Raw genomic sequence first — 26,466 nt, forward strand, 5'->3', positions numbered from 1 at the left:
GGAGACACGGCAATGGAAACGACAACAGGACTCGCGGGCAAGGTGGCCGTGGTGACCGGCGCTGGGCGGGGCATAGGACGCGAAATCGCCCTGCTTCTCGGTCGCTACGGCTGCAAGGTGGTGGTGAACGACGTGGGTGCGAGCCTGCAGGGCGAGGGCGGCGACATGGCGCCCGCCGATGAGGTGGTGCACCTCATCAAAAGCGCTGGCGGCGAAGCGGTGGCCAACACCGATAGTGTGGCCGACTGGGACGGCGCAAAGCACATCGTGCAGCAGGCACTGGACACCTGGGGAACGCTCGACCTTGTGGTGAACAACGCAGGCATCCTGCGCGACGGCATCTTCCACCGCCTGAGTCCGGAAGAGTTCGACGCCGTGGTGAAGGTGCATCTGTACGGCAGCTTCCATGTGAGCCGCGCGGCGGCCCCGCATTTCCGGGACCGCAGCACCGGCGTGTACCTGCACATGACGTCGACCTCAGGCCTCATCGGCAGCCTGGGTCAGGCGAACTACGCATCGGCCAAAGCGGGCATCACGGGTCTGTCGCGTTCGTTGGCCCTGGACATGGCGCGTTTCTACGTGCGATCCAACTGCATCGCGCCCCACGCATTCAGTCGGATGATCGAATCTGTTCCCGGCAAGAGTCCTGAAGAGCAGGCGGCTTACCTTGAAAAGCGCAAGGCCACAACCCGACCCGAGCAGATCGCCACGGTGGCAGCCTTCCTGCTGGGCGATGGCGCCAAGGACATCACCGGCCAGATTTTCGGTGTGCGTGGCAACGAGGTGTACCTCTACAGCCAACCCCGGCCCATCCGCATCTTTCAACGCGCCGACCCTTGGACGCCCGAGACACTGGGCGAACAGCTCGCACCGGCGTGGGCCAGTTCGTTCGTGCCACTGGAACGCACGCGGGATGTATTCCCTTGGCAACCCGTCTGACCCGCAGGGAGCCCTGACGATGGCATTGAACCGGCAACAGCTGCTCGGATGGAAGGTGGACGACATCGTCCAGACCTACACCGAGCGCGACACGCTGCTATACAGCCTCAGCCTTGGCTTGGGCATGAACCCGATCGACCCGGCCGAGCTTTCGTATGTGCTGGAGCCCGCACCGAAGGTATTCCCGACGATGGCGCTGGTGCTAGGCAATCCTGGTCCCTGGACCGGCCATCCTGCCTTGGGCATCGACCGCAAGATGATCGTGCATGGCGAGCAGGGCATCACCTGGCACCGTGGCCTTCCAACTTCGGGTACCGTGATCGGCCAGACACGCGTGCTCGACGTGATCGACAAAGGCGCGGAAAAGGGTGCGCTGCTGCTCACCGAACGCAAGCTCTACCTGGCCGAGTCGAACGAGCTCGTCGCATCGATCACGGGCACGACCGTGTGCCGCGGAAACGGTGGCTTCGGCGGTCCATCGGGCCCGGTGCCGCCGCCACACAAGCTGCCCGATCGCGCACCCGATCTCGCTGTGGACATGCCGACCACGCCGCAAGCAGCGCTTTTGTACCGGCTCAACGGCGACTACAACTCCTTGCACGCGGACCCCGTTCGCGCCAGGCAGGCCGGATTTCCGAGACCGATATCGCACGGGCTTTTCTCATTCGGACTGTGCGCGCGGGCTGTCGTCCAGAGCCATTGCGGCATGGATGGCGCGAGGCTGAAAGCATTCTCGGGGCGCTTTGCGTCGCCCGCCTACCCCGGCGAGACATTGCGCATCCAGCTCTGGCGTGACGGCGACGTCGTGTCCTTCAACGCGATCGAGCCGCTGCGCAACGTGCAGGTGGTTAGCAACGGACGAGCACAAATCACTTGAACGCATTTCCGCGCTGGTGCCGCAAGGCCGGCGTCCAGCACGACCCGCAAGCCAGGAGACACCGTCCATGAGCATCACCGTCCAGCGCATCCAGAACACCTACCTCGCGGCCAAGGATGCCGGCGCGCTCGCGCACTTCTACCAGTCCGCGCTCCAGCTGAAGCTGAAGTTCCGCGACGGCGACCACTGGATTCAGCTCGATGCGGGAGGGCACAACTTCGCCATAGCCGGGCCGCGCGAAGCCGCCGTAGCACAGGGCGCGGTCGTGGTGTTTGAAGTCAACGACCTCGCTGCCGTGTGCCAGCGGTTCGAGGAACTTGGTGGCCGTGTGGAATCCACTCGAGACATGGGTTCGCACGGAAAAGTTGCGACCATGGTCGACATTGCCGGGAACGCGATTCAGTGTTTCCAGGGTGCCAGCCAGGGCGCGTGTGTCGAACAGAAACAGGAGACAACATGATGACGATCAAAACATTCAAGGCGTGGGGACTGGCGGTCATGCTGGGACTCGCCTCTGTGGGAGCCGTGCAGGCGCAGCCGGCCGCGCCATTCCCCTCGCAGCCGATCAAGCTGGTGCTGTCGTATCCACCGGGCGGGGTGATGGACCCCGTGGCCCGCTTGCTCGCACCGTACCTCACACAAGAACTCGGCCAACCCGTGGTCGTGGAGAACCGAACCGGCGCGGCGGGCACCATCGGTGCGGCCTACGTGGGACGCTCCAAACCAGACGGCTACACGATCCTGCTGGCGCCCAACGGCGTGACACTGCACCCCGTCACCATGAAAGCCACTGCCGGCTACGACGTGCGCACCGACCTCACCGCGGTCAGCATGATCGCAACAGGGCCCTACGTTCTGACTGTCAACCGCGACCTGCCGGTCAACAACGTGCGCGAACTGGTGGAATACGCCAAGCGCAATCCCACCAAGGTGTTCTACGGCACTGCGGGCGTTGCATCGCCCTTGCATCTGCTGACCGAGCTTTTCAATGGCGCTGCGGGCACCACCATGACCCATGTGCCGTACCAGGGGAACGGGCCCGTCGTGAAAGCGCTGCTCGGTGGCGAGATCCAGGTCGGCTTCGACACCATCCCTGGTGCACGCGCGTTGGCCGACTCCGGGCGGCTGCGCATGCTGGCCGTCACCACGCCCAAACGCAATCCGGCGCTGCCCGATGTCCCAACGCTGGAGGAATCGGGCATCAAGGGCCTCGAGGCGGACCTGTGGCAGGGCTTCTTCCTGCCCAAGAACGCACCCAGACCCATTGTTGACCGTTGGAATGCCGCCATTGTGAAAGTGATGGCAGTGCCTGAGGTGAAAGAGAAGATGGCCGGGTTTGGCTTCGAGATAGCGGGATCGAGTCCCGAGCAACTCGACGCACGCATTTACCGCGAGATCGCGCAATGGGAAAAGGTGATCAGGATGGCCAACATTGATCTGAAGTAATTTTCAGCCAGTAGATCGATGCAGGATCCATCCTCGACGCGGTGGGTTCTGATCCGTTGACGCGTGCTGTTGACTTCTGGAAGTTCCGCGCATGACTGTGCCAATATCGAGGCCGTCCCAGGCGCCAGCCCTGCCCGAGCAGCCGAGCTCAGGTGTTGCCTCGCTGGCCCCGGACGCACGCACAGGACCAGATTGTATCGGATCAGACAGGATGTTCAATTCCATTCGCCTATTTTTGAGAGTCGTGCAGGACGGCAGTCTTTCCGCAGCGGGCAAAAGCTCCAACTTGTCGCCCGCGTCCGTTTCCCGCCGCATCGCCGCGCTCGAAGAAGAACTGGGTATTCAGCTGTTCAACCGCACGAGCCGCAAAGTGGTGCTCACGGACGCCGGCGAAGCCTACTACCAAAGAATCAAGCCGGTGGTGGAGGAATTCCTGGACGTGCAGATCTCCGCTCGCCAGATGCAGGATGAAGCTCAGGGCCTGCTGCGCATTCACTCCAGAACGTCGGTGGGCATACAACTCATTGCACCGGGCATCAAGGAGTTCTGCGAACTCTATCCAAAGGTCACGGTGGAGCTGCAACTCTCCGAAACGCCCGTGAACCTGATGGACAAAAACTTCGACATCGACATCCGTCTCGGCGAACTCGAGGATTCGTCCTTTCTGGTTCGCAAACTTGCATCGAGCGAGCGCATCCTAGTGGCGAGTCCAGCCTACCTTGCCGCGCATGCACCGATCGAGAAACCCGATGACCTGATGCAGCACAACTGCCTGACCTATCGGCTGGATTCCGAAACGACATCCTGGCGATTCTCCAAGAAGGGCGAGCCAGCGCAAGAGCTCAAAATCACGGGCGGTTTTCACACCAACAATGCCGAAGTTCTCAGACGCGTCACCCTCTCAGGGCTGGGCGTCTCGCTGCTCACGGACTGGGGCATTTATGCCGACCTTCAGGAGGGTCGCCTGATGCAGGTCCTGCCAGACTACCGCACGACCAACTACTCCTTTACCAATGGAATTTACGCCGTATTCCGCCAGACACGCTACGTGCCGAAGAAGGTGCGGGTGTTCGTGGACTTTGTGGTCAAGAGAATGAGCGTCTCATAGCCTTAGGCGACCGGGCATCGAATGTTACGCTTCTCGAGAAGGTGATGTGCGCGCTGCGCAAACACGAACCAACGGGGTTTGTGCAAACATCCAACGCGTCAGTTCAAAAAAACCGGAGACACCATTGGTCGCAGCCTTCACAAGACGCGTCCTGCTCGGCGCTGTCTGCATGGGTACATGCATCGCAGCCACAGCGGTGAATGCCCAGGATCGTTTTCCCGGCCGTCCCCTCACCCTGGTGGTGGCGTATCCCCCGGGGGGGTCGACCGACCCGGTGGCGCGACTCCTGGCGCAGCACATGGCCAAGACCATGGGTCAACCGGTCATCGTCGACAACCGCCCTGGCGCGTCCGGAACCATGGGCGCTGCCTACGTCGGTCGCCAGGCGTCCGATGGCTACACGGCACTGTTCGCACCCAACGGCGTGGCCATTCACCCGGTCACCATGAAGAAGGCCGCCGGCTACGACGTCCGCCACGATCTCGTGCCAGTGAGCCTGGTTTCGCAGGGGCCCTACGTGTTGACCGTCGGCGCACAGGTGCCGGTCAACTCTGTGGCCGAATTGATCGCCTATGCCAAGGCACGCCCACACAAGCTGTTCTACGGCACGGCCGGCATGGCGTCACCTCTTCACCTGCTGCAGGAGGTGTTCAACCGGACTGCCGGCATCGACCTCACGCACGTTCCTTACAAGGGCAACGGCCCGATGCTGGTGGGACTTCTGGGCGGTGAAGTGCAGGTGGCGCTGGACACCGTGACCAGCGCACGCCCGCTGGCCGAAGCAGGCAAGCTGAAGATCCTTGCCGTGACCAGCCCGAAGCGAAACGGGGCGCTGCCAAACGTGCCCACGCTCGAAGAGGCGGGTGTGAAAGGCCTGACCGGGGGCACGCTGTGGCAAGGCGTCTTTCTGCCCAAGGGCACGCCGGCATCGATCGTTGCCAGATGGAACGCCGCCGTGCTGGACGCGCTGCGCGTGCCTACCGTGGTGGCCATGCTGGCCGAGTTGGGCTTCGATGCCGTCGGCACCACGCCGGCTCAGCTTTCGGAACGAGTCGACCAGGACATCGCCCTCTGGGAGGGCATCGTGAAAACCGCCAACATACCGCTCGATTGACATGCAAACAACATCCGACAAGCAAGAAGTCGCCGTCGTCATTGGCGGTGCAAACGGTATCGGTGCCGCCGTGTGCCGATTGATGGCGCAGATGGGCTGGCGTGTGGTGGTCGCCGATCGCGACGCTGCCGCGGCCGAAATGCTCGCGCAGGAGATCAATGGCGTGGCGCGGTCGGTGGACGTGACCGACGCCGGGCAAGTCAACGCGCTTGCCAGTGGCGTCGAAGCCGAGCTGGGCAGCGCGGATGCGCTGGTTGTGTCGTCAGGCGCATTTCAGCCGATTCTGCAGCCGGAGCAGATCACCGAGGATGTCTGGAACCACATCTTGAACGTCAATCTGTCGGGGACCTTCCGCTGTAACACCGTCTTCGGCGCGCAGATGGCCAAACGCGGCGGCGGCAGCATTGTCAACATCGCGTCGGTGACGGGCATGCAGGCCTCTCCCGTGCTGGCCTATGCGTCGACCAAGGCAGCGGTCATCAATCTCACGCAGAGCCTGGCTTGCGAGTGGGGGCACGCGGGGGTTCGTGTCAACGCAGTTTCTCCAGGGGTAACGCTGGTACCACGCATCCTCAAACGCTGGTCCGAAGGTGGCGGCACCCGCGCGGCGGGCGATCCGGGACAACATGCGGCACTGGGTCGCTGCGTGGAGCCCCACGAAGTCGCCGAGGCGGTCGAGTTTCTCGCGTCGAAGCGCGCGCGCGCGATCACGGGCATCAACCTACCGGTCGATGCGGGCTGGTTCGCGGCGAGCGGAACCGAAATGTACGGCGGCCCTCGCAGGGCAAAGGTCCAGTCTTGAAACACGGACAGCGATCGTCACGGAAAAAGCCGACGGACATGGCAAGGGCCGGCAATGACTTCATCACATCTCTCCGACCGCGTGGTCATCGTCACCGGCGCGGGTCGTGGCATTGGCCGTGAGTCCGCCTTGCTGATGGCGGCGGAGGGCGCGTCCGTCGTCGTCAACGACATGGGCACAGCGATCAACGGGGATGGCGCAGACGCCAGCGTCGCGCAATCGGTGGTCGACGAGATTACCGCGCGCGGCGGCAAGGCTATTGCCAGCAGCGCGGACATCTCGAAGACAGACAGCGGGATGCAGCTCGTGGCGGCCGCACTCGACGCCTTTGGACGCCTTGACGCCGTCGTGAACAACGCCGGCATCATGCGTGGCGCGCCGTTCTGTGAAATGGATGCCGATACCTGGGACCTTGTGCTGCGCGTCAACCTGAGCGGAGCCTTTTACTTGAGCCGTGCGGCAGCGCCGCACTTCGTCCAACAGAGATCGGGCGCCTTTGTTCACCTCACCTCCACGGCAGCGCTGATCGGCTCGATGAACCAGGCCAACTATGCGGCATCCAAGAACGGTGTGGCGGCCCTCTCGCGCTCGCTGGCGATCGAGTTGGAAGCGCACGGTGTGCGGTCCAACTGCGTGTCGCCGCTGGCGTTCAGCCGCATGACCATCGGTGCAACCGGGCGCTCTGAAGAAGACCGGGTGGTTGTGAAGCAACGTGAGGCTGAAGGCGCCGCCGCAGTGGCCCCGCTGGTGGCGTATCTCGCGAGCGACGCGTCCAGTGGCATCAACGGCCAGATCATCGGTGTGCGTGGCAAGGAAGTTCACCTCTATTCGCAGCCGCGCCCCGTGCGCACCCTGCACGAGAGCGATGGCTGGACGGTCGACAAGATGGCCCGCAAGCTCGCGCCGTCTTGGCGATCCTCGTTCACGCCGGTGGAACGCACGCGCGATGTGTTCACCTGGGATGTCTGACCACGCCGCCAATTGCGGCGTGACATGAGCTCCGGCAAGCACCACCGGCATCGCAGTTCAGCCTCGGATCGTCGGTCGTGTTCGAGGGGTCCAATGAGAAAGCGGATGTCCTGCGACCGGGCTTCGAAACGCCTTGATGACATTTCCATGGGTGGTGCCCAGATACACGGTCTTCAGATCGATTCCGCCAAATGCAAGGCTTGAGATGGGAAGTACGAATTTTCCGGTGTTCGAGCCGAGCTGCTCGAGGCTGAGCCGCCCCTCTTGATATGAGCGCTCGATCGCATTGACGGTGGACGCGTTATGGTCTTCTAGGGCGATGCGCGCATGGCCTCGGGGATCGATGCGGTACAGGCGATTGCTGATGATGCTCGTCACCCAGAGATGGTTCTCCGAGTCGAACGCGGCGCCGTCGGGGAATGCGCCGGTGCCCAGTTCGCAAAACAACTCGGGAGACCCGATCGTGCCCTGCTCCAGCGGCACGCGGCTGATGCGGCGACCGAATGTCTCGACCACATACAACGCCTTGCCATCGGGCGCCAGGCGGCACTCGTTGGTGAAGCCAAAGCCCTCGGCAACAATCCTTGCGCCCTTCTCGTCGACCATCACGACGAACCCGTCTCGGACCTGCTGGTTGTAGGCCAGCGTTCGAGGCTTGGTCTGCGTGCTGATGGATATCCAGACGCGCTGTTCGTGGTCGACCGTCACATAGTTGGCGGCGGAGAGTTCACGTCCGTCGACTTCCATCAGGAATGGCCGCATGTCGCCACGCGGCGTGATCTCCCAAACGCCACCCTCGGCGCCCATGTTGGCCATGAGAAGGCTCCCATCGTCGCGAAGCGCGATGCCGTTCGGGGTGAAACCGCTTTTTCCTTGACCCAGAATCCGACGTGTCCCGTCCGGCTTCAAGTGCAAAACCCCCGTGGGACGGTGCGACACGAACATGCCCGAATCGCGAGTGCACAAGATGCACTCCGGCCTGTCCATGCCTTCGTAGGCGGTGGAAATCATCGAAGGTGAAATCTGGGCGAACTCCATGAACGGTCTCCTTGAGGCCGATCACTTTACCGATGCAGGCCGCCGCGTCAAACGCCTGTCCTTTGCGTTCTTCGAACATGTCCTATGCATGAATCGAGCCGCTTCCCACGTTTTGCCGAACCTATGATTTGTCGCACAAATTCTGATGTGGAGACAACGACATGCCCATCTCGAAATCCTTCGTGCGCACCTGCCTTGGCGCAGCGTTGTGCCTGACACCGTGGCTGTTGGCGCAGGCCCAGGGCAATAGCGCACCGATCCGGATTGGCATCCTCAGCGATCAGAGCGGTCCGTACTCCGCGATCGGTGGCAAGGGCTCGGATGTGGCGGTTCGGCTCGCGATCGAAGACGTTGGAGGCAAGGTCCTGGGGCGTCCGGTGGAGTTCGTTTCCGCCGATCACCAGAACAAGGCCGAACTGGCCACCTCGCTCGCACGGCAGTGGATAGACGGCGGGCGCGTCAATGCCATTGTTCAGGGCGGCGGTACATCGGTGGTCGGCTTTGCGCTCAAACAGGTGGGCCAGGAAAAGAAGACCATCACGATGGATGCCGCGTCAACCAGCGTGGACCTGGTAGGAAAGGCCTGCTCTCCCTACGGGTTCCAGTTCGCGTTCGACACGTACTCCATGACGAATGTGCCCAGCGCACAGATGGTTCGCCAAGGTGGCGGGAAGTGGTTCTTCATCGCGGCCGACTACACCTTCGGAAAGAACATCGTGCGCGATGCCCGTGACTTCATCGAGAAATCGGGTGGGAGCATCGTGGGCGTGGCCTCCGCACCGCTGGGCTCGCTCGACTACTCGTCATATCTGCTTCAAGCCCGGAGTTCCGGCGCCGATGTGATCGGACTGGCTTTGGCGGGGACGGACCTGGTCAACGTGCTCAAGCAAGCCTCTGAGTTCGGCATGGACTCCGGCAAGCAACGGCTGGTGGGGTTCTTCGTGATGATCACGGACGTGGTCGCGCTGGGTCTTGAAAAGGCACAGGGCATGATGATCGCGTCGTCGTTCTACTGGGATCTGAATGACCAGACGCGCGTCTGGTCCAAACGCTTCATGAACCAGTACGCCGGGAAGGTACCTTCTGAAGTGAACTCGGCGACGTATTCGGCTACCCTGCATTACTTGCGCGCGGTCGAAGCAGCAAAGACAACCGACGCCGATGCGGTCGCCGCAAAGATGCGCGAAATGCCCATCAACGACATGTACAACAAGTCGATTCAGATCCGGGCTGACGGGCGCGCGCTGCACGACAAGTACTTGCTTCGAATCAAATCCCCGCAACAGTCGAAATACAAGTACGACCTGTACGAAGTGGTCTCCCGGGTGCCCGGTGTGCAGGCCTATGCGCCAATGAGTGAGGCATGTCCTCTGGTCAAGCGCGAGGGTAAGTCCTGATCAACGCATATGAACCGTTCCAGTACCGAAACGTGCCTTGAACCCATTGACTACATCTTGCGAGCTGAAGGGCTGACGCGGCGCTTCAATGGATTTCTGGCGGTGGACGGTGTTGATCTGGCCGTGCGGCGTGGCGGTGTGCATTCGCTCATCGGCCCCAATGGAGCTGGCAAGTCCACGCTGTTCAACCTGCTGACCAAGTTCGTACCACCCAGTTCGGGCCACATATGGTTCGATGGTCAACGCATCACCCAGGTACCGCCTCACGAGGTTTCTTCGCTGGGTATGGTGCGGTCTTTCCAGATATCGGCGGTGTTTGCACAGATGTCCGTCCGGGAAAACATCCGTGTGGCACTGCAGCGCCACCACGGCGGCACCTTCGCGTTCTGGCGCTCGGCTGCGACCCTGCGCAAGCTGGACGGCGAGATCGAAGTGCTGGCCGACCGGGTCCGTCTCTTGCCTTTTCTGGATGTGCAGGCAGGTGTTCTTTCCTATGGACAGAAACGGGCTCTGGAGATTGCCACGACCTTGGCCATGAAGCCCCGGTTGCTGTTGCTCGACGAGCCCACCGCGGGCATGGGCAGCGAGGACATCGATCGGACTGCCGATCTCATCGAGGACGTTGCAGCGTCCGTGACCATTCTCATGGTGGAGCACAACCTGGCTGTCGTTTCTCGCCTGTCCCGTTGGGTATCGGTGCTGGCGAGAGGGCGCCTCCTCGCCGAGGGAAGCTACTCGGACGTGTCCGCCGACCCGCAAGTCATAGAGGCCTATCTGGGGAAAACGCATGTTTGAAAAGACGATCAAACGGTCGCCAGCGGGTGTGGCGCTGGACACGACGGGCGCACATCCCGCCGGTCTCGCTATCCGGGAACTGGACGGGTGGTACGACGATTCCCACGTGTTGCATGCGGTGTCCTTGTCGGTCCTCCCCGGTGAGGTAGTCACGCTCGTTGGGCGCAATGGCGCGGGAAAGACCACCACCTTGCGCGCGATCATCGGCTTGCTCCGCAAGAAGCGCGGATCGATCCGGTTCGGCAGTGCGGACATCGGCGACTTGGGGCCACGCGACATCGCGCGGCTCGGCATCGCATACGTGCCGGAAGAGCGCGGTATCTATGCGCGCCTGAACGTGCTTGAGAACCTTCGCCTTCCGCCGGTATTGCGACAGGGGGGCATGACGGAAGCGCAGATATTCGCGCTGTTTCCGAATCTTCAGGAGCGGCTTTCCAGCATGGGAACGCAACTGTCCGGGGGCGAGCAACAGATGCTGGCCATTGCGCGCGTTCTCCGAACAGGGTCGAGGTTCATCCTGCTCGATGAACCGACCGAAGGACTGGCTCCCGTGATTGTTCAGAAGATCCGGGACACGTTGATGCACCTTCGGTCCCTGGGCTACACCCTCCTGCTGGTGGAGCAGAACCTCCAGTTCGCGGCATCGATCACAGACCGGTATTGCGTGCTGGAGACGGGTCGAGTCGTAGACACGTTCGACAATCTGAATGCGCACCATGCACACGCGCAATTGCGGCGCTATCTCAGCGTCTGATACACCCCGCATCCACTCTTCATCTGTCTATTCACCAGGGGAATTCATGTCCGAATTGTTCGGTGTGCCGATGACGGCTTTGGCCGGCCAGCTCATGCTGGGCATCATCAACGGGGCGTTCTACGCCATCCTCAGCCTGGGCTTGGCCGTGGTCTTCGGATTGCTGAACGTCATCAACTTCGCCCACGGTGCCCAGTACATGCTGGGTGCCTTGGTGGCATGGGCACTTCTCAACAGTTGGGGCATCTCGTACTGGTGGTCATTGCTGCTTGCGCCAATGGCGGTGGGCGCAATCGGCCTCGTGCTCGAAAAGTTTTTGATCGCCCGCGTGGCCTACGACCATCGGTACGGGATGTTGGTGACGTATGGCCTGGCACTGATTGCGCAAGGACTGGTTCGCGATCATTTCGGTGCGGCAGGCTTGCCCTATTCGGTGCCGGAGGCGCTCAGAGGCGGTGTTGACCTCGGCTTTGTCTTTGCGCCTTACTACCGGGTCTGGGTGGTGGCCGCGTCGCTCACTTTGTGCGTTTTGACCTACCTGTGCATCGAAAAAACCCCGTTGGGTGCCAACCTTCGAGCCGCCACGGAGAACGGTGCACTCGCGGAGTGTTTCGGCATCAACGTGAAGCTGTTGTCGACGCTTACGTATGGCGCCGCGGTGGCCCTGGCCGCCTTCGCGGGTGTGCTGGCCGCACCCATGTATTCCGTCAATCCCGTGATGGGCGCGGATCTGATCATCGTGGTGTTCGCCGTCGTTGTGATCGGCGGCATGGGCTCCCTGTCTGGCGCCGTCGTGGCAGGGTTGGGGCTCGGCATCGCCGAAGGCTTGACCAAGACCTTCTACCCGCCCGCTTCCAACATCGTCATTTTCATCATCATGGCCGTCGTGCTGACACTCAGGCCCGCGGGCCTCTTTGGGAGGGACAAGGGATGAACAGTTTGCTGCGTGGAAACGCCATGGCGTCAAAATTGAGAGGTGCCGCGCCTTCGGGCACGTGGCAGCTGTTCGCGGGACTCACTTTCCTGCTGCTGATCAGCCCCTGGTTCCTCTACCCGCTGTTTCTCACCAAGGTCTTGTGCTTTGCCTTGTTCGCTACAGCGTTCAACCTGCTGATCGGCTTTGGTGGCTTGATGTCCTTTGGCCATGCCGCCTTCTTTGGCATCGCCAGTTACATCGCGGCCTATTGCGCCAGAACATGGGGAGTCCCACCTGAGCTGGCCATTCCATTGGCGGTGGCCGGCGCGGCGGTTTTGGGGGTTCTCATCGGCGCCCTGGCCATTCGCCGACAGGGTGTTTATTTTTCGATGATCACACTGGCGCTGGCGCAGATGGTCTATTTCCTGTGCGTACAGTTGCCGTTCACGGGCGGTGAAGACGGCATTCAAGGCGGCGTCAGGCTGCCTTTTCTGGGTCTCTTCGAGCTGAACAACGACTGGGGTTCGTACTACTTCTGCGCGGTGGTCTTTCTGGCCGGCACCTGGTTCGCACACCGTGTGGTTCATTCTCCTTTTGGTCAGGTGATCCAGGCTATCCGAGACAACGAACCACGTGCCATATCGTTGGGATACAACGTCTACCGGTACAAGCTGACACTGTTCGCTCTGTCGGCAGGTCTCTCGGGGCTGGCGGGTGGCTTGAAGGCAACGTTGTTCCAGGTGGCCTCTCTGCCGGACGTGCACTGGTCCATGTCGGGTGAGGTGCTGCTGATCAGCCTGATCGGTGGCGTCGGAACCCAACTGGGTCCATTGGTCGGTGCGTTTGTGGTTATCGCCATCGAGCACTATCTCGCGCCCTTCGGATCGTGGGTGACGATCACGCAAGGGGTCGCCTTCATCGCCGTGGTGGTGTTGTTTCCCAAAGGCATCGTCGGTTCGTGGGGTAGCCGCGTTCCGGGGCTGTTCCGGTCTCGAGCGCAGGCCGCAGTTCACTCCCCCCCCAAACAGGACTGAACCCGTGATCGCGCACACAAAACGATGGACTCATCGACCAGAGGGATCCAATTGGGGCGACTTCGGCGAAGACGACCGCCTGGGGCGGCTCAATCTGCTGGACACAGATCGGGTGTTGCAGGGGCTGCAGGAGGTCAAGGATGGGCGCATCTTTTCGCTCACATTGCCCTTGAACCTGCCTGGTGGCGAATCGTCCATTGGCCGGCAGCCGCCGCGTTGGGCGGCCAGTGCGGAAGACGAGGGCTGCCGGTGCAATTTTCATCGGCCGTTCACGGACTTGCTGGCGGGGGCGACGGGCTATGTGTGCGACGACTTGGTGACGCTGCACACGCAGTATTCGACGCAATGGGACGGACTGGGCCATGTCGGCGTCGATTTCGACATGCATGGCGACGGGAACGCGCAGGTAACCTACTACGGTGGATTTCAGGCGCGGGACATTCAGCTTTCCGATGTCGAGGGGACGTGCCCAACCAATCCGCTGGGGATCGACCAGGTGGCCAAAGCCGGGGTTCAAGGGCGGGCCGTGCTGGTCAACCTGAGATCGATGTGCGGAGACGCGCGTGTGGTGGTGGGTTACGACCTCTGGATGGAGGCTCTTCACCGGCAGCGCATTCAGATCCAGCCTGGCGACATGGTCTGCATCTACACCGGCTACAGCGACCTGCTGCTTCAGGTGCAAGGCAAGCCGGACCACGAAAGGCTGCGGGGGAGTTGTGCTGCGCTGGACGGAAGCGATCAGCGCCTGCTTCAATGGATCACCGACAGCGGCGTGGTGGCCTTGTGCGCAGACAACAACGCGGTGGAGGTGGTGGACCGTGGCTCGTTTCACTCGGCGAATCCCAAGCCGTTTCTGCCGCTGCATGAACATTGCCTGTTCAAGTTGGGGGTCCATCTGGGCGAACTGTGGTTTTTGCGCGAGCTAGCGCAAGCGCTTGAAGCCGGTGGGCGTTCGGCTTTTTTGTTGACAGCCCCACCGCTGCGGCTTCCAGGGGCATTCGGTTCGCCTGTGACGCCCATCGCCACTATCTGAATTACCGTGGCGGCAGCATCCGGCGCGTGGGTGCCCTGTCCATCCACTGGCGAATGGTTTCGGCCTTTTGGCCAAAGAGCCGGCGAGGGTTATTAGCTGTCAGCGACCGCTGTAGTCCGCCCACTTCAGTGTAGGCGTAATCCGGCCAACGCAGAGTCGCATCAGCCGGCCAGCGTATCAGTTCTGATTTGCCCGGTGGTCCAGCCCCAGGGGTTCACTCCAATCGCCGGGGTTAGTGGGTCACTTCTGGATGGAAATCAACAATCGCTCGACTGCTGCACGGTCTGCGCCCGCGGACAACAGCAGCGACAGCAGTAGCCGAGCCTTGGCCGCCGGCAGGCTGGCGCCGTGGATCAGGCCCCGCGACAGCAGATCCATTTCGGAGCCCGGGAAGCCATAGGTTCCGGTGAACACGGGGCCCGCGCGCACGCGCGTGCAGAGGATCACCGGCATGGTCGCGGCGAGTTTCTCCAGGTTCTGCACGCAGGCCGCAGGCACGTGGCCCGCGCCCATGCCTTCGACCACCGCGCCTGCGTAGCCCAGCGAGGCGAGCGCGGGCAGCATGCGCCCGTCCTCCCCCAGGCCCAGGGCGATCTGTGCGATCGCCGCAGGCGCCGCATCGCAGCGCACTGCCTCCACTGGCAGCGTGATGCGGCCCTCGGGCCGGGCGAAGAGTTGCACGCGTCCCTCCACCACGGCGCCGATGGCGCCCGTGCCCGGCGAGGCGAAGGCGCTCGTGAGTGCCGTGTGTGCTTTCTGCACCCAGCGCGCCGCATGGACTTCGTCGTTCAGCACCACGACCACGCCCAGGCCTCGCAAGCGCGTGTCGGCCGCTGTGGCGACCGCCGCGAGCAGGTTGGCCGGCCCATCCGCACCGGCGGCTTGCGGCCCGCGCATCGCCCCCGTCACCACGATGGACCTCGCATCGTGCGCAGCGAGCAGATCCAGCACGAAAGCCGTCTCCTCGATGGTGTCCGTGCCCTGCACCACGACCGCGCCAACGGGCGAGCCCGGTGCACCATCCAGATGCATGCGCAGCAGCGCGGCCACTTCCCGAAGGTGCTGCAGCGTCAACGATGCACCCGGCAGGCGCGTGGGCGTGACGGCGTCCAGCTGCGCGACCTGTGCGAGGCGCGGCTCGACCGCAAGCAGTTGTTCCGCTGTCAAGGTCGGAAGGATGCCGTGGGTGCCCGATGCGGCCGTCATCGTGATGGTGCCGCCCAACGAAAGCACCAGCACGCGCGGCAGTGACGGGCGTGCGTCTGCGAGTGCCGGGTCAGTGTTCACGGGTGGGCCTTGGGCTGATCTGAGGTCTGTTCCAGGAACCAGTCGAGGATCTGCTCGCCCGACCACACGACCACACCCGTGTGGCTCAACACGTAGTCGTACAGCTCCTCGACGAACCCGATGCGGTGCGGCACACCGCTCAAGTACGGGTGCACGGAGATCGCCATGACGCGCGGCTGCGTCGCGCCGTCCTTGTAGAGACGGTCGAAGTGCGCCTTTCCGCGGCGCAACATCTCGTCGGAAGGCTGTTGCTGCACGGCGCTGACCACGACGTCGTTGAGATCTACCGTGTATGGGACGGACGTGATGCGCCCTTTGGGCGAATGCAAGGCCACCGGTTGGTCATCCAGCACCCAGTCGGCCACGTACTCGACGCCGGACTCGGCCAGAAAGTCCAGCGTGTCGTCGGTCTCGGTGAGTCCGGGGCTTTCCCAGCCGCGCGGCGGCTTGCCCGTGAACTGCTGGATCGCGTCGATGGTTTGGCGGATCGCGGCGCGTTGGTCTTCCACCTTGTGCATGGGGCGCTGCACGTGGCCGTGGCCCATGAACTCCCAGCCGGCCTCATGCGCTGCGCGGCATGCCTCTTCATAGACGCTGATCGCGCTGCCATTGAGCGCAAGGGTCGCCGGCATGCTACGGCTCTTGATCGCCTCGAGGATGCGCCAGAAGCCCACGCGCATACCGTATTCGTGCCAGGCCCAGTTAGGCACGTCGGGCAACAGCGGCGCACCCATGGGAGGGGACAGCACTGCGCGCGGCATGGCGCCGGTGGGCTCCCATACCTCCACGTTGACGATGTTCCAGAGCACCACGCGCGCGTTGTCGGGCAGGCGAAGACGCGCGCGTCGCACGATGGACTGGTAGGGCGCGCGAGCGCGCACGCTGGTGCCGATGTCGGAAGTCATGGGTATCTCCAGGGAGGGGGAAACGGCTGCGCTGAGGACTGGGGCTGCGAGTTCTCTCTCTGCGTCCTCGCTCGCCCAACAGAGCGTGTTCAGGCGGTGAACACCTTTTCAGGTCGATCAGGCCGAAGGGCACATCCCGAATCGGTCGCATAGCCAATCGAGCATGAGTTCCTGACCGAGGGTCGGGTTGTCGTGCTGGCAGTGCTCCGCGCCGGTCTCCTCGGTGTCTGTCACGCGCAGCGTCACGTCGACGCCGTTGCTGCGCGCGTACTCGAACACCATCTTTGCGTCTTCTACGCCCAAGGTGTCGTGTCCGCCGTGCAGGATCAGGTAGGGGCAGCGCATCTGCGACAGCACGCCCTCCAGCTTGAAGGGGGCCGCTCGCGACACCACTTCCTTCATGCTGTCTGCGCCGAACACCCATTTCATGTGCATGGCGAGGCCATGGTCCTCCCCGCGCGTGCTGTAACGCTGCTGAATGTTCCAGATCGCGCCATGCGATATGCAGGCGGCGATGCGGTGGTCGCACGACGCGGCGCGCGCGGAATAGTAGCCACCCAGGCTGGAGCCGCTCAGTGCGATGCGGTCCGGGTCGATGTCGCCGCGCGCCAGAAGCCAGTCCACGCAGCGGCCCACGGGCACCTCGTAGTCGAAGCGGGACACGAGCCCGTGACGCCGCAGCGCGCCGCCCTGGCCCGGGCCATCGACCAGCAGTATGGAGAAGCCACGCTGCAACGCCCCCCGACCCGTCATGAACCACAGTTCGTCCTTGTACGAGTCGAGTCCGCCGAAGGAGACCAGCACGGGCTGCTTCGCGCCGCCGTGGGGCGAGCGGACAAAGTACGCCGGCAGGGTCGTGCCGTTCTCGTAAGGGATCTCGATCACCTCGCCGGGAATGTCGAGGAACCCCAGGTGCTTATGGGACGCCTGCTCGCACAGCGTGAATGTCGCCAGGCGTCGCGGGTCTTCCGGCTGCAGCCAGAATTCGGCCATGCGGAAGTAGTTGGCCGCCCTGAGCCAGCAGTTCATGGCGGTACGGCGGTGACCTGCCTGCGCCGCCGCGTCTCCACGCTCCACGTTCCGTTTGGCGACCCGCTCCCATTCCGCGAACCAGCTTTCATCATCGCCCGGCATCATGCGGCTCGCGACCTGGAAGCACTCGCTGATGGCACCACCACCTTCCTGCGTCTCCCCCAGGCCGCGCCGGAATTGGTATGAATGCCAGAAGTGGTCGGGCCATTGTTGCCAGCCGAACGGTTCGAAGCGGGGGGGCGTAGTCTCTTGCATCTTGTTGTCCATGATGGGTCTCACTGCGGTACGAAGCCGATGTTTTTCACAACCTGACCCCAAAGTTCGTAGGACTTGAGGAAGGTCTGGTTGAACTGCTCCGGCGTGCCGATCACGGGCTCGTATCCCACGTTGCGCAGGCTGGCCTGCACGTCCGGTTGCTGCAGGGCGTGGTTCACTGCTGCGTTCAGGGAATTGACGATCTGCGCTGACGTGCCGGCTGGTGCGAAGAGGCCGAACCAGCCGTAGACCTCGTAATCCGGCACACCGGATTCGCGGAAGGTCGGCAGGTCCGGCGAGGCATCGATGCGCTTGCCGGCCGAAGAGGCCAGGGCCTTGAGCCGGCCGTCCTTGGTGTACGCGATCATCCCGGAGTAGGAGTCGAGCGCCAGGTCGATCTGGCCGGACAACAGGTCTGTGGAGATCTGGCCGACGCCCTTGTAGGGCACATGGACCCATTTGACGCCCGTCTTGGCCATCAGCAGCTCCATCATCAGGTGCGGCAGGCCACCTTCCCCGTTGGTACCGTAGGTAAATCGGTCGGGCTGCTTTCTGGACAGTGCGATCAGTTCCTGAAGGTTGTTCGCGGGCACCTTGCCGTTGGCGAACAACACCAGGGAGTTGGACGACACCTGTGCCACCGGTAGGAAGTCCTTGCGAACGTCGTAGGACAGATTCTTGAAGGTATGCGGCGCCACCGCGAAGGCGCTCACCTGGCCCATCACCAGCGTGTAGCCGTCCGGTGCCGAACGCGCGACGGCGCCGATGCCGATCTGACCGGTCGCACCGGCGCGGTTGTCCACGATCACCGGCTGGTTCAGGTGGCTTGCGAGCTTCTGGGCGATCAGGCGCGCCTGAATGTCCGCCGCATTGCCCGCAGGGTATGGCACGATCAGCCGTATGGGCCGGTCTGGGTAGCTCTGCGCCTGTGCCGTCAGCGGTGCCAGGCACGCCAACAGCCCCAGGGCCGCAAAACGGCGCAGCGTGGTCCTCAACTTCGGTTTGCTCGTCATCGAATACTCCTAGGAAGCCATGGAAAGAATCTGGTGGATGTCGGCAGGTCCGGTGATGGGTCTGGGGTTGGTGTGCACCCACCGGTCTAGCATCGACTTCTCTGCGATTTCGTCGAAGCGCTCGGGGCCCAGGCCCACGGCGTGCAGCGTGCCGGGCAGATCCAACTCCGCGATCAACTGCGCGATGGCATCTGCCGCCGCTGCGCCGGACTGGCTCAGGGCCTTGCTCAGTTCCGCCTGCCGCGCACCGCCCGTGGCGGCGTTGAAGCGCAGCACGCTGGGCAGCGTCACGCAGGAGCAATACCCGTGCGGCACACCCATGGCGCCGCCCAACACATGGCCGATGCCATGACTGGCTCCCATCGGAACGCCGGACCACATCGCGATCTGCGCCAGCCACATGCCGTTCTGGCAGGCAGCGCGAGCTTCTACGCTGCCGGGGTCCGCCTTGCAGTCGCGCAGGCCCTGCGCCAGCAAGGGCAGTGCCAGCAGCGAGCAGGCATCGGACATGGCGTTGCCCTGCAAGGAGCAATAGCCTTCCACTGCGTGGTCCACGCAGCGGATGCCTGTGGACAGCCAGGTGTCCAGGGGCGTGTGCTGGACAAGCCATGGGTCCAGCACCGCGACATACGGAATGAGTCCGGGGTGGCGGATGCCTTGCTTGAGCTTGCGCACCGGATCGGTGGAGCCGGCCGTGGGCGCGAACTCGCCACCGGACAGTGTGGTGGGCACCGCGATGTGGCGGATGGCAGGCGGGCGGAAAGCTGGAGCGGTCAAGGCGCCCGTCTTGGGGTCCGAACGCAGCAGGAAGGGCTCGAAGGCGTCCAAGGTGCGCAGGTCGTGTTCCAGGCACAAGCGAACGGTCTTGGTCGCGTCGGTGACGGAGCCGCCGCCCACACTGACCAGCAGATCCGCGCCCGCCTCGCGGGCCGCGTCCGCCGCGCGCAGCACGGCGTCGCGTGGCACGTGCTGGGGAATGGCATCGAACTGCCCTGCGAAGCGGGCACCCAGCCGCGCGCGCAACTTCTCGATGTTGTCGGTATGGCGGTTGAGCGACCCACTCACCACCAGGAAGACGCGCTGCGCGCCCGCCCGCTCGACTTCCGTTGCCACAGTGTCCACGAAAGGCTTGCCGAAGCTGATGCGTTCCATGGCAGGTATCAGCAACTGGCCCGCGCGCAACGCGGGCGACTCCAAAGGTTTCATGGCCTTGCCCTTTGCTATAGGAAAGAGCCAGGGGAAAGTCCCCGGCTAGCTACCAGTCTATGGATGGGTGCCATGTCTTCCTAGAATATGTTTCATGCAAACAAGTTATGGGTCATAGTCATGGACATACGGCAGATGCGCACCTTCGTCGCCGTGGCGCAGCAGGGCAGCTTTACCACTGCGGGGCGCGTTCTGCAGGTGTCGCAGCCGGCGCTGAGCAACCAGATCCGCGCACTGGAAGAGGAGTTCGGCACCATGCTTCTTCTGCGGCATGCCCGGGGCATCACGCTCACCACGGCGGGCGAGAAGTTGCTGGTGGAGGCCCGCTCCATCGTGCGGCAGGTGGACCGGTTGCAGGCCACCCTGGCGGCCGAGAGCCCGCAGCCGCGCGGCGAACTGGCCGTTGGAGGACCCCCTTCGTTCACCGAATCGCTGTTCCCCTCCGTCGTTCGCCAGTACCACTCCCGTTATCCGGGCGTGCTCCTGAAGATGACGGTGGAGCTGACGAGCGAGTTGGAGGTACTGCTGCTGCGCGGCGAAATGGACTTGTGCATCCTCACCAACCCGGCGTCGAACAAGAAGCTCTCTTTCACCCCGTTGGTGACCGAAGACCTGTTCCTGGTCGGCCCGCCCGGCAGCCCGGTGTTCAGGCGGCGCGAACTGGAGATCACCGACTTGACGGACCTCCCCCTCATCGTGGCGGGCAGTGGAAACTTCGTGCGCGTGCAACTGGACCGGCTGGCACGCGAGGAGGCCGTGTCGCTGCGCATCGTGGCCGAAGTGACGAACTTGGGCGTGCCGCTCATCGGTCGCTTTGTGCGCGACGGCCTGGGCTATGCCGTCCTGACGAAGCGGGCCGTGCAGGACGAGTTCCGCCCCAAGGAGGTCGGGCTCTCGCGCCTGAAGGGCCTCGTCATGACCCGGGTGCTGGCGCGCCGCGCGGACGTGCCACTGTCGGCCGCCGGCCTGGAGATGGCCAGCCTCATACGGCAGGAAGCAAAGTTATTTGTCAAGTGATGCGGACGTGCGGGCGCCATCCCTTGCCGGCATGCGACTTGCCCGGCCAGTGGCATGGTCCGACTGGCTTTCCGCGTACCGCTGGCTAGGCGTCAACCAACTCATCCAAACCATCGAATCGTGACGGCTGGCTCCGGTGACGCAGAACATCAACGGGATGCCCTAGCCCACCGAATCAGTGGAAGTTCAATCCCGGGGCGATTCAAGCGCGATGCCGTCGATGCGCTTGAATTCCTTGCATAACGCGCTGAGCACCCCAGCTTCAAGACGGTGAACTGCACAGGAACGCTGATGGCTTGCGCCCGCGTGCAAAGGCCCTAATCGAGGCGAATGCCCGCGCTGTCGATCACCGCCTTCCATTTCTCTGTTTCGGAAACTACCAGCGATTCAAGCGTGGCGCTCTGTCCGCCAGCTGGCTCCATTCCCATCTCGCTCATCTTCTTGCGAAAAGCCTGGTTCCCAAGTACTTGGTTGATCAGCCCATTCAATCGCGCGATGACTGCTGGCGGACTGCTGCTCGGCGCCATGTACGCAAACCAGATCGGTACGTGGAAGCCCTTCAGATCTTTCGCCGCACTCATCGGGGGCAGCTCCGGATACAGAGCTGTGGCTTCCGCATTGGCAACCGCCAGTGCCCGCAGCTTGCCAGCCCGGACATACGGCATGCTCTCCGCGGCCACTGCAATCATGACCTGGACCTGTCCCGACATCAGGTCCTGCAGTGCCGGTGCGCCTCCTTTGTAGGGTACGTGGAGGATGTCGATTCCGGCCGACCGCTTGAACACCTCCATGGCCAGGTGGGTCGATTGACCCGCGCCGGATGAGCCGTAGCTCAGCTTGCCGGGGTTCGCCCGCGCGTAGGCAATGAGTTCGTCCACAGTCTGCACCGGCAACGACGGAGTGACTAGGAGAACGTTCGGGAGGACGGCCGCCAGGGCAATCGGCTTGAGATCCTTCTGCGGATCGTACGTGAGCTTCTCGCCGTACAGGCTGGGATTCACCGTGAGGCCGCCCATCGTTGACAGCATGAACGTGTGGCCATCCGGGGCGGCGCTGCGCAATGCCGCCACCGCGATTTGCTCGCTGGCGCCGGCACGGTTGTCGACGATGACAGGCTGGCCCGCGTGCTTGGCCATCTCCTGAGCGATCATGCGCGACAGCGCATCCGTGGCGCCGCCCGGGGGATAGGGGACGATGATGCGCAAGGGCTTGGTCGGAAAATCAGCAGCAGGCACTTGTGCGTGCGCAATGCAAGCGAGAGCAGCGCACAGGATGGAGGCGACGGCTTTGCGGAGTGTGGTCATGGGCATCATGGGTGAAGGCGTGAGGTGTTCAGTTCAGTTCGTCTTTGCCGAGGTCCCAGAGCAGCGCGTACTGCTCTTTGCGGGTGTAGTGCGCTGCGGCGAAGCTGGGTGAGCGCAGCAGCTTCTGCAGGACCGACTCGGACGACGACTCGACGAGGATCAGCCACTGCGAGTGATCGGGATCGTCCGGCTTGCCATTGGCGATCGGGATCGACAACTGGACGTCGGGCACGATCAGGCTCGCTCCGAGGACGTGTCGTGTTCGCGCCAGTGTCTGGAGCAGGTCTGCGACCTCAGTCCGCAGCATGTCCTGGCCCATGGCATTGAAGTCGATCCGCACGACACCCAACGCCGCACCGCGTCCCGCTCCAGCGCACATCTCCACTCGGCCCAGGATGCGAAGAGGATCGACCTGGCGGTCGATGTTGGTCAGGGACCAGGGCGTCTGGTTGGCCAACGCTGCCTTGTAGGCCGGGCCGGTCAGCGTCTCGAAGTTCTCGGTCGTGTAGGTCGCAAAGTACCTGCGCTTGGCATCGCGCGACTGGTAGCGCCTTGCGTTGAGAAACCCCGGGATGCTGACCCGCTCTTCCAGGTGCTCTCTGTCGTACCAATCGTTGAACTCCTCGTCATGATCGGGCGCAACGTTCATGGACGTGACGAGGATGCCGTTCCCCTGTAGTGGCATGGTGTCTTTCGTGAAATGTGGCGATTGCCGGAGCGGCCATGTTCCAGGAGCAGACCTCACGAAGCAAACTTGAAATTTGAGGGAAGTCGCTATCGATTTGGCTATCACTGCGTTGGTGCCAGACCTGCGCGAGCTGGTGCACGCGCACGGCAACGGTGCGCGAGAAATGCGGGCCACGGGCACGCGCGAAAGCGGGTCGGGCGGCAGGCTCTCGAGCTGCTCTGGCGACCGTTCGTGAGATGGGGATGGAGGCCGCGGGGGCCTCACGCAAGCCAAGGGCGCTGTGGATCGCGCCGGGGTGCCGCATCGCCTGACCCGCCTGTCAGCTGGCGCCTGCGGCCAGGGTTCGCGCTTCGGCGCTCACCGCACGGCCGTGCCTGCACGCGCTCGATGCGCAGCCGGGTTCAGCAACCGCCAGGCCGGCGCTGGTGCCACGTTGTGGCGTGCTCGTAGGCCCATCCGATGCGCAAGGCTGTGGCTTCGTCGCAGGCACGCGTGACGATCTGCAGCGAGGTCGGCAGTCCGGCCTGCGACGCGCCGTTCGGCAACGACAGTGCCGGCAGGTTCAGGTAGTTCGCGAACCGCGTGAAGTGCGCGGGAGCCTTGGTCTGATCGACCTCTTCGAGCGGCAGGGCCACGGTCATCGTCGTGGGCGTCAGCAGAGCGTCGACGTCCTGCATCGAGGCCAGGAACCGGGCCAGCATGGTGGACCGCATGGCCAGCGCCTCCAGATACTGCCGTGCCGTGACGCCGCGCCCTGCCTCGATGCGCGGACGCACATGCGGATCCAGCGGACTAGACGGATCGTCGATGACCTCGTGGTACAGGGCGTAGCTCTCGGCGGCCATGATGCGCAGGTTATGCGCGGCCACGTCCGCGAAGCGGAACGGCAGTGACAGCGGGACGATCGTTGCGCCCAGCTGCGCCAACGTGTCGATGGACTGCTCGTAGGCTTCGAGCACGTCCGCATCGGCGTACTGCATCTCCTCCTGCGGCATCCGCGCCAGGCACATGCCTTGCACACCTCGTCGCAGCAAAGGATGTGGATCGACATAGGTCAGACCGGTGGTCGCCGGATCCTTGACGTCCGAGCCCTGCATGGCCGCGTACAGCAACGCCACGTCCTCGATGCAGCGCGCCATCGGGCCCGGCGTGTCCAGCGTCGGGCTCAGGGGTCGGATGCCGTGCGTGCTGACGCGGCCCGTGGTGGTCTTCAACGCGCAGATGCCGCACCACGACGCGGGTAGGCGGACCGAGCCGCCCGTGTCGGTCCCGACCGCCCAGGGCGCGAGATCTGCCGCCACGGCCACGCCCGAGCCGCTGCTCGAACCGCCCGGCGTTCGCGCACGTGCCATGTCCCAGGGATTGCGGGGCGTGCCGAGGTGGGTGTTGGTGCCCCAGCCGCCCATGGCGAACTCCACAGTGTGCGTCTTGCCGAGAACGATCATCCCCTGGGCGATCAACCGCGAGGCCAGCGTAGCGGTGCTCTCGGCCCGCCGGGTGCGCCAGTGCGCGGAGCCGCCGTTGGTGATCTTTCCCTGGATGTCGACTAGGTCCTTGAGCGCGACGGGAATGCCGTGCAACGGGCCGACCGCGTGGCCTGAGCGGATCGCGAGATCCGCAGCCTGCGCAGCGAGCCTGGCGTCTTCGGCGTACACCTCGCTGTAGGCGTTCAGGGATGGATTCGCTTGCGCGATCCGCTGCAGGTAGGCCTCGACGAGATCGGACGACGTCAACGTGCGGCCTCGCAGCTGTGCCGCGAGTTGATGGGCCGGCGCGAAGGTCGCGGGGTGTTCAGTCATGCTTCGGTTTCCTCGAATCGTCGTCATTGAGGATCGACGCCCGCGTCCTTCAGGATCTTCCCGTAGTTCGCCGCATCCCTGCGCAGGGCTTCGTCCACGTCATGGACGGTGCCGCCCGAAGGCTCCAGCGCGATGTCGCTGAACTGCCGGCCCATGTCGCCCTTCAGCGCCTTGTTGAGCTCATGGTTCAGGCGTTCGATGACGGCCGCGGGCGTCTTCGCCGGCGCGGCGAGCCCGATCCAGGTGGTCGACACGTAGCCTGGAACACCGGATTCCGCCACCGTCGGCAGATCCGGAAGCAGCGCGGACCGCCTTTCGCTGGTGATGGCAATGGCGCGCAGCTGCTTGCCTTCCCGTGCGTGCTGCAAGGCGGTGGGCGAGGTCTCGAACATGCTCTGGATCTGCCCGCCGAGCAGGTCGGACAGCGCCGGCGCGCCACCCCGGTAGGGAACGTGCAGGAGGTCGACGCCGGTCATCGACGCGAACTGCCTGGCCGAGATGTCCTGACCGGTTCCAATGCCGGCGCTTCCCATCGTCACCTTGCCCGGCTCCGCCTTGGCTTTGGCGACCAGGTCCTTCACGCTGCCGACCTGGGCAGAGGGATGAACCAGCAGGATGTTGGGTTGCTCCGCCAGACGGATCAGCTGGGAGAAGTCCTTCACGGGATCGAAGCCGGTGCGCTTGTACAGGAACTGGTTGGCGGCCATCACGCCCGAGCTGTACACGAACAGGGTCTGCCCGTCGGGAGCGGCCCTGGCCGCGGACTCGGCGCCGATGTTCCCCGATGCGCCGGAGCGGTTGTCCACGACAACGGGTTGGCCGAGCACGTCGCCCAGGTGCTTTCCGACGGCTCGCGCGACCATGTCGACGCTTCCTCCAGGGGGAAAGGGCACGACGATCTTGATCGGTCCGCTCGGCCACGCCTTCTGCTGCGCCATCGCAGGGGCACACAGCGCGCACATCGACAGGGCCAGGACACCGCATCGGGTGAAGATGGAGATCATGAGTTTGCTTTCAGGTTGGTGAGAACGACGCGGCTCATGCGAGCCGGTTGGCATGGGTGTGCTCGATCGTGTCCAGGATGACTTGTGTCGATCCCATGATGTCGGGGTACTTCTCGCCCGCATCGATCCTTGCGAGAGTCTTCTTCTCATCGCGCATCATCTGCAGGGCCCGCAAGGCCGATTCCCGGATGTCCGAAGCCGGGATGACGAGCACCCCGTTCTCGTCCGCGAGCACGGCATCTCCAGGTTCGACCGCAGTGCCGCCGCAACTGACCGTGCTGCAGAACTCGCCACCCAGGCCGAGCGTCTTGACCGTCACAGCCGACGTGCCGCGCGACCACACTGGCACACCGTACTGACGCAGCTCGGCGAGATCCGTCACCAGCCCGTCGACGACGATTCCCACGACGCCTGCCGCACGCGCCGCGTATGCAACGGCACCGCCGAGGGTGGCGATGGCTCTGTCGCCGCACCGGTCGATCACCAGCACGTCGCCGGGCCGGGCCTGCCCGACGGCGTAGTGAACCATGGCGCCATCCATGCCCGGTGCGCGGACGGTGACCGCCGTGCCGGCGATCCGCCGATCGACGAAATGCGCGCGGATGTCGGGGCTCAGAAAGCCGGTGTGGCGGAAGTGGCCGATTACCGCCGGCTCGGCCTGGACCAGAAGTTGCAAGAGTTCCGGATCGATGGCCGGAGGGAGAGGATGAAGAACGTACATTGCACCGAGTCCG

The 26,466-nt window shown here is 63.7% G+C and carries 26 protein-coding genes; 15 read left to right on the forward strand and 11 right to left on the reverse strand.

The genetic code is table 11. The features are described 5' to 3' along the window. Positions 1–12: 12 nt before the first annotated feature. From IB278_RS04575 to IB278_RS04610, 8 genes are all read left to right on the forward strand, one after another. On the forward strand, positions 13–939 hold the full coding sequence (locus IB278_RS04575; RefSeq protein WP_192322778.1) for an SDR family NAD(P)-dependent oxidoreductase: 927 nt from the start codon (positions 13–15) through the stop codon (positions 937–939). 19 nt (positions 940–958) lie between these two features. Then, a complete protein-coding gene (locus tag IB278_RS04580; protein ID WP_192322779.1) occupies positions 959–1,816 on the forward strand; it encodes a MaoC family dehydratase in 858 nt (285 codons plus the stop codon). Positions 1,817–1,883: 67 nt separating this feature from the next. Further along, entirely contained in the window at positions 1,884–2,276 is a 393-nt protein-coding gene (locus tag IB278_RS04585) for a VOC family protein (protein WP_192322780.1), read from the forward strand. Continuing rightward, positions 2,273–3,262, forward strand: a complete 990-nt coding sequence (locus IB278_RS04590) for a Bug family tripartite tricarboxylate transporter substrate binding protein (RefSeq protein WP_192322781.1) — start codon at positions 2,273–2,275, stop codon at positions 3,260–3,262. The genes IB278_RS04585 and IB278_RS04590 overlap by 4 nt, the downstream gene beginning before the upstream one ends. Positions 3,263–3,473: 211 nt before the next feature. Further along, the gene (locus tag IB278_RS04595) at positions 3,474–4,370 is read left to right on the forward strand and encodes a LysR family transcriptional regulator (protein WP_192322782.1); all 897 of its coding nucleotides are present in this window, start codon (positions 3,474–3,476) and stop codon (positions 4,368–4,370) included. Positions 4,371–4,539: 169 nt separating this feature from the next. Then, entirely contained in the window at positions 4,540–5,484 is a 945-nt protein-coding gene (locus tag IB278_RS04600) for a Bug family tripartite tricarboxylate transporter substrate binding protein (protein WP_225612758.1), read from the forward strand. 1 nt (position 5,485) lies between these two features. Further along, positions 5,486–6,286, forward strand: a complete 801-nt coding sequence (locus tag IB278_RS04605) for an SDR family NAD(P)-dependent oxidoreductase (protein WP_192322784.1) — start codon at positions 5,486–5,488, stop codon at positions 6,284–6,286. Positions 6,287–6,340: 54 nt separating this feature from the next. Next, positions 6,341–7,255, forward strand: coding sequence for an SDR family NAD(P)-dependent oxidoreductase (locus IB278_RS04610; protein ID WP_192322785.1), 915 nt, complete (start codon positions 6,341–6,343; stop codon positions 7,253–7,255). 57 nt (positions 7,256–7,312) lie between these two features. On the opposite strand, the gene IB278_RS04615 is transcribed toward IB278_RS04610, so the two are convergent. Then, positions 7,313–8,293 (reverse strand): SMP-30/gluconolactonase/LRE family protein, encoded by a 981-nt coding sequence (locus IB278_RS04615; protein ID WP_192322786.1) that lies wholly within the window; start codon positions 8,291–8,293, stop codon positions 7,313–7,315. A 161-nt stretch (positions 8,294–8,454) separates the two neighbouring features. On the opposite strand from IB278_RS04615, the gene IB278_RS04620 reads away from it, so the two are divergent. Genes IB278_RS04620 through IB278_RS04645 form a run of 6 tightly spaced genes read left to right on the forward strand, consistent with a single transcriptional unit; the run spans position 8,455 to position 14,222 of the window. After that, positions 8,455–9,690 (forward strand): ABC transporter substrate-binding protein, encoded by a 1,236-nt coding sequence (locus IB278_RS04620; RefSeq protein WP_192322787.1) that lies wholly within the window; start codon positions 8,455–8,457, stop codon positions 9,688–9,690. Between the two features lie 9 nt (positions 9,691–9,699). Next, on the forward strand, positions 9,700–10,485 hold the full coding sequence (locus IB278_RS04625; RefSeq protein ID WP_192322788.1) for an ABC transporter ATP-binding protein: 786 nt from the start codon (positions 9,700–9,702) through the stop codon (positions 10,483–10,485). Then, complete coding sequence (locus IB278_RS04630; protein WP_192322789.1) at positions 10,478–11,239, forward strand: ABC transporter ATP-binding protein; 762 nt, start codon at positions 10,478–10,480, stop codon at positions 11,237–11,239. The genes IB278_RS04625 and IB278_RS04630 overlap by 8 nt, the downstream gene beginning before the upstream one ends. 46 nt (positions 11,240–11,285) lie before the next feature. After that, the gene (locus IB278_RS04635) at positions 11,286–12,173 is read left to right on the forward strand and encodes a branched-chain amino acid ABC transporter permease (protein WP_192322790.1); all 888 of its coding nucleotides are present in this window, start codon (positions 11,286–11,288) and stop codon (positions 12,171–12,173) included. Next, positions 12,170–13,189: a branched-chain amino acid ABC transporter permease gene (locus IB278_RS04640; protein ID WP_192322791.1), complete on the forward strand. Its 1,020-nt coding sequence runs from the start codon at positions 12,170–12,172 to the stop codon at positions 13,187–13,189. Before IB278_RS04635 ends, IB278_RS04640 begins: the two co-directional genes overlap by 4 nt. Positions 13,190–13,193: 4 nt before the next feature. Beyond that, positions 13,194–14,222, forward strand: a complete 1,029-nt coding sequence (locus IB278_RS04645; RefSeq protein ID WP_209502821.1) for a cyclase family protein — start codon at positions 13,194–13,196, stop codon at positions 14,220–14,222. A 240-nt stretch (positions 14,223–14,462) separates the two neighbouring features. Here IB278_RS04645 and IB278_RS04650 read toward each other — a convergent pair whose 3' ends face one another. The 5 genes from IB278_RS04650 to IB278_RS04670 form a co-directional block, all read right to left on the reverse strand. Further along, on the reverse strand, positions 14,463–15,509 hold the full coding sequence (locus IB278_RS04650) for an asparaginase (RefSeq protein ID WP_318646668.1): 1,047 nt from the start codon (positions 15,507–15,509) through the stop codon (positions 14,463–14,465). Then, positions 15,506–16,414 carry a polysaccharide deacetylase family protein gene (locus IB278_RS04655; RefSeq protein WP_192322792.1) on the reverse strand — a complete coding sequence of 303 codons (909 nt, stop codon included), beginning with the start codon at positions 16,412–16,414 and terminating at the stop codon, positions 15,506–15,508. The genes IB278_RS04650 and IB278_RS04655 overlap by 4 nt, the downstream gene beginning before the upstream one ends. Positions 16,415–16,531: 117 nt before the next feature. Continuing rightward, positions 16,532–17,713: an alpha/beta hydrolase family protein gene (locus IB278_RS04660; RefSeq protein WP_192322793.1), complete on the reverse strand. Its 1,182-nt coding sequence runs from the start codon at positions 17,711–17,713 to the stop codon at positions 16,532–16,534. A gap of 8 nt (positions 17,714–17,721) precedes the next feature. Continuing rightward, the gene (locus tag IB278_RS04665) at positions 17,722–18,714 is read right to left on the reverse strand and encodes a Bug family tripartite tricarboxylate transporter substrate binding protein (RefSeq protein WP_192322794.1); all 993 of its coding nucleotides are present in this window, start codon (positions 18,712–18,714) and stop codon (positions 17,722–17,724) included. A gap of 9 nt (positions 18,715–18,723) precedes the next feature. Beyond that, positions 18,724–19,866, reverse strand: coding sequence for an iron-containing alcohol dehydrogenase (locus IB278_RS04670; protein WP_192322795.1), 1,143 nt, complete (start codon positions 19,864–19,866; stop codon positions 18,724–18,726). Positions 19,867–20,055: 189 nt separating this feature from the next. Here IB278_RS04670 and IB278_RS04675 point away from each other — a divergent pair, with 189 nt between their 5' ends. Further along, positions 20,056–20,937 (forward strand): LysR family transcriptional regulator, encoded by an 882-nt coding sequence (locus IB278_RS04675; protein WP_192322796.1) that lies wholly within the window; start codon positions 20,056–20,058, stop codon positions 20,935–20,937. A 317-nt stretch (positions 20,938–21,254) separates the two neighbouring features. Here IB278_RS04675 and IB278_RS04680 read toward each other — a convergent pair whose 3' ends face one another. The 5 genes from IB278_RS04680 to IB278_RS04700 form a co-directional block, all read right to left on the reverse strand. Continuing rightward, on the reverse strand, positions 21,255–22,241 hold the full coding sequence (locus IB278_RS04680) for a Bug family tripartite tricarboxylate transporter substrate binding protein (protein ID WP_192322977.1): 987 nt from the start codon (positions 22,239–22,241) through the stop codon (positions 21,255–21,257). 28 nt (positions 22,242–22,269) lie between these two features. Further along, positions 22,270–22,890 carry a DUF4286 family protein gene (locus tag IB278_RS04685; protein ID WP_209502819.1) on the reverse strand — a complete coding sequence of 207 codons (621 nt, stop codon included), beginning with the start codon at positions 22,888–22,890 and terminating at the stop codon, positions 22,270–22,272. Positions 22,891–23,330: 440 nt separating this feature from the next. Next, a complete protein-coding gene (locus IB278_RS04690; protein ID WP_192322798.1) occupies positions 23,331–24,728 on the reverse strand; it encodes an amidase in 1,398 nt (465 codons plus the stop codon). A 23-nt stretch (positions 24,729–24,751) separates the two neighbouring features. Further along, complete coding sequence (locus IB278_RS04695; RefSeq protein WP_225612718.1) at positions 24,752–25,732, reverse strand: Bug family tripartite tricarboxylate transporter substrate binding protein; 981 nt, start codon at positions 25,730–25,732, stop codon at positions 24,752–24,754. A gap of 34 nt (positions 25,733–25,766) precedes the next feature. Beyond that, positions 25,767–26,453 carry an RraA family protein gene (locus tag IB278_RS04700; RefSeq protein WP_192322799.1) on the reverse strand — a complete coding sequence of 229 codons (687 nt, stop codon included), beginning with the start codon at positions 26,451–26,453 and terminating at the stop codon, positions 25,767–25,769. Positions 26,454–26,466: the final 13 nt, after the last annotated feature.

Source organism: Variovorax sp. VRV01, from assembly GCF_014852545.1.
In the GTDB taxonomy this organism is placed as follows: domain Bacteria; phylum Pseudomonadota; class Gammaproteobacteria; order Burkholderiales; family Burkholderiaceae_C; genus Variovorax; species Variovorax beijingensis_A.

Bases quoted from the DNA above. Each gene is read 5' to 3' on its own strand.
- IB278_RS04575 (WP_192322778.1), top strand. From the start codon at position 13: ATGGAAACGACAACAGGACTCGCGGGCAAGGTGGCCGTGGTGACCGGC.
- IB278_RS04580 (WP_192322779.1), top strand. From the start codon at position 959: ATGGCATTGAACCGGCAACAGCTGCTCGGATGGAAGGTGGACGACATC.
- IB278_RS04585 (WP_192322780.1), top strand. From the start codon at position 1,884: ATGAGCATCACCGTCCAGCGCATCCAGAACACCTACCTCGCGGCCAAG.
- IB278_RS04590 (WP_192322781.1), top strand. From the start codon at position 2,273: ATGATGACGATCAAAACATTCAAGGCGTGGGGACTGGCGGTCATGCTG.
- IB278_RS04595 (WP_192322782.1), top strand. From the start codon at position 3,474: ATGTTCAATTCCATTCGCCTATTTTTGAGAGTCGTGCAGGACGGCAGT.
- IB278_RS04600 (WP_225612758.1), top strand. From the start codon at position 4,540: ATGGGTACATGCATCGCAGCCACAGCGGTGAATGCCCAGGATCGTTTT.
- IB278_RS04605 (WP_192322784.1), top strand. From the start codon at position 5,486: ATGCAAACAACATCCGACAAGCAAGAAGTCGCCGTCGTCATTGGCGGT.
- IB278_RS04610 (WP_192322785.1), top strand. From the start codon at position 6,341: ATGACTTCATCACATCTCTCCGACCGCGTGGTCATCGTCACCGGCGCG.
- IB278_RS04615 (WP_192322786.1), bottom strand. From the start codon at position 8,293: ATGGAGTTCGCCCAGATTTCACCTTCGATGATTTCCACCGCCTACGAA.
- IB278_RS04620 (WP_192322787.1), top strand. From the start codon at position 8,455: ATGCCCATCTCGAAATCCTTCGTGCGCACCTGCCTTGGCGCAGCGTTG.
- IB278_RS04625 (WP_192322788.1), top strand. From the start codon at position 9,700: ATGAACCGTTCCAGTACCGAAACGTGCCTTGAACCCATTGACTACATC.
- IB278_RS04630 (WP_192322789.1), top strand. From the start codon at position 10,478: ATGTTTGAAAAGACGATCAAACGGTCGCCAGCGGGTGTGGCGCTGGAC.
- IB278_RS04635 (WP_192322790.1), top strand. From the start codon at position 11,286: ATGTCCGAATTGTTCGGTGTGCCGATGACGGCTTTGGCCGGCCAGCTC.
- IB278_RS04640 (WP_192322791.1), top strand. From the start codon at position 12,170: ATGAACAGTTTGCTGCGTGGAAACGCCATGGCGTCAAAATTGAGAGGT.
- IB278_RS04655 (WP_192322792.1), bottom strand. From the start codon at position 16,414: ATGACTTCCGACATCGGCACCAGCGTGCGCGCTCGCGCGCCCTACCAG.
- IB278_RS04660 (WP_192322793.1), bottom strand. From the start codon at position 17,713: ATGGACAACAAGATGCAAGAGACTACGCCCCCCCGCTTCGAACCGTTC.
- IB278_RS04665 (WP_192322794.1), bottom strand. From the start codon at position 18,714: ATGACGAGCAAACCGAAGTTGAGGACCACGCTGCGCCGTTTTGCGGCC.
- IB278_RS04670 (WP_192322795.1), bottom strand. From the start codon at position 19,866: ATGGAACGCATCAGCTTCGGCAAGCCTTTCGTGGACACTGTGGCAACG.
- IB278_RS04675 (WP_192322796.1), top strand. From the start codon at position 20,056: ATGCGCACCTTCGTCGCCGTGGCGCAGCAGGGCAGCTTTACCACTGCG.
- IB278_RS04680 (WP_192322977.1), bottom strand. From the start codon at position 22,241: ATGACCACACTCCGCAAAGCCGTCGCCTCCATCCTGTGCGCTGCTCTC.
- IB278_RS04685 (WP_209502819.1), bottom strand. From the start codon at position 22,890: ATGAACGTTGCGCCCGATCATGACGAGGAGTTCAACGATTGGTACGAC.
- IB278_RS04690 (WP_192322798.1), bottom strand. From the start codon at position 24,728: ATGACTGAACACCCCGCGACCTTCGCGCCGGCCCATCAACTCGCGGCA.
- IB278_RS04695 (WP_225612718.1), bottom strand. From the start codon at position 25,732: ATGATCTCCATCTTCACCCGATGCGGTGTCCTGGCCCTGTCGATGTGC.
- IB278_RS04700 (WP_192322799.1), bottom strand. From the start codon at position 26,453: ATGTACGTTCTTCATCCTCTCCCTCCGGCCATCGATCCGGAACTCTTG.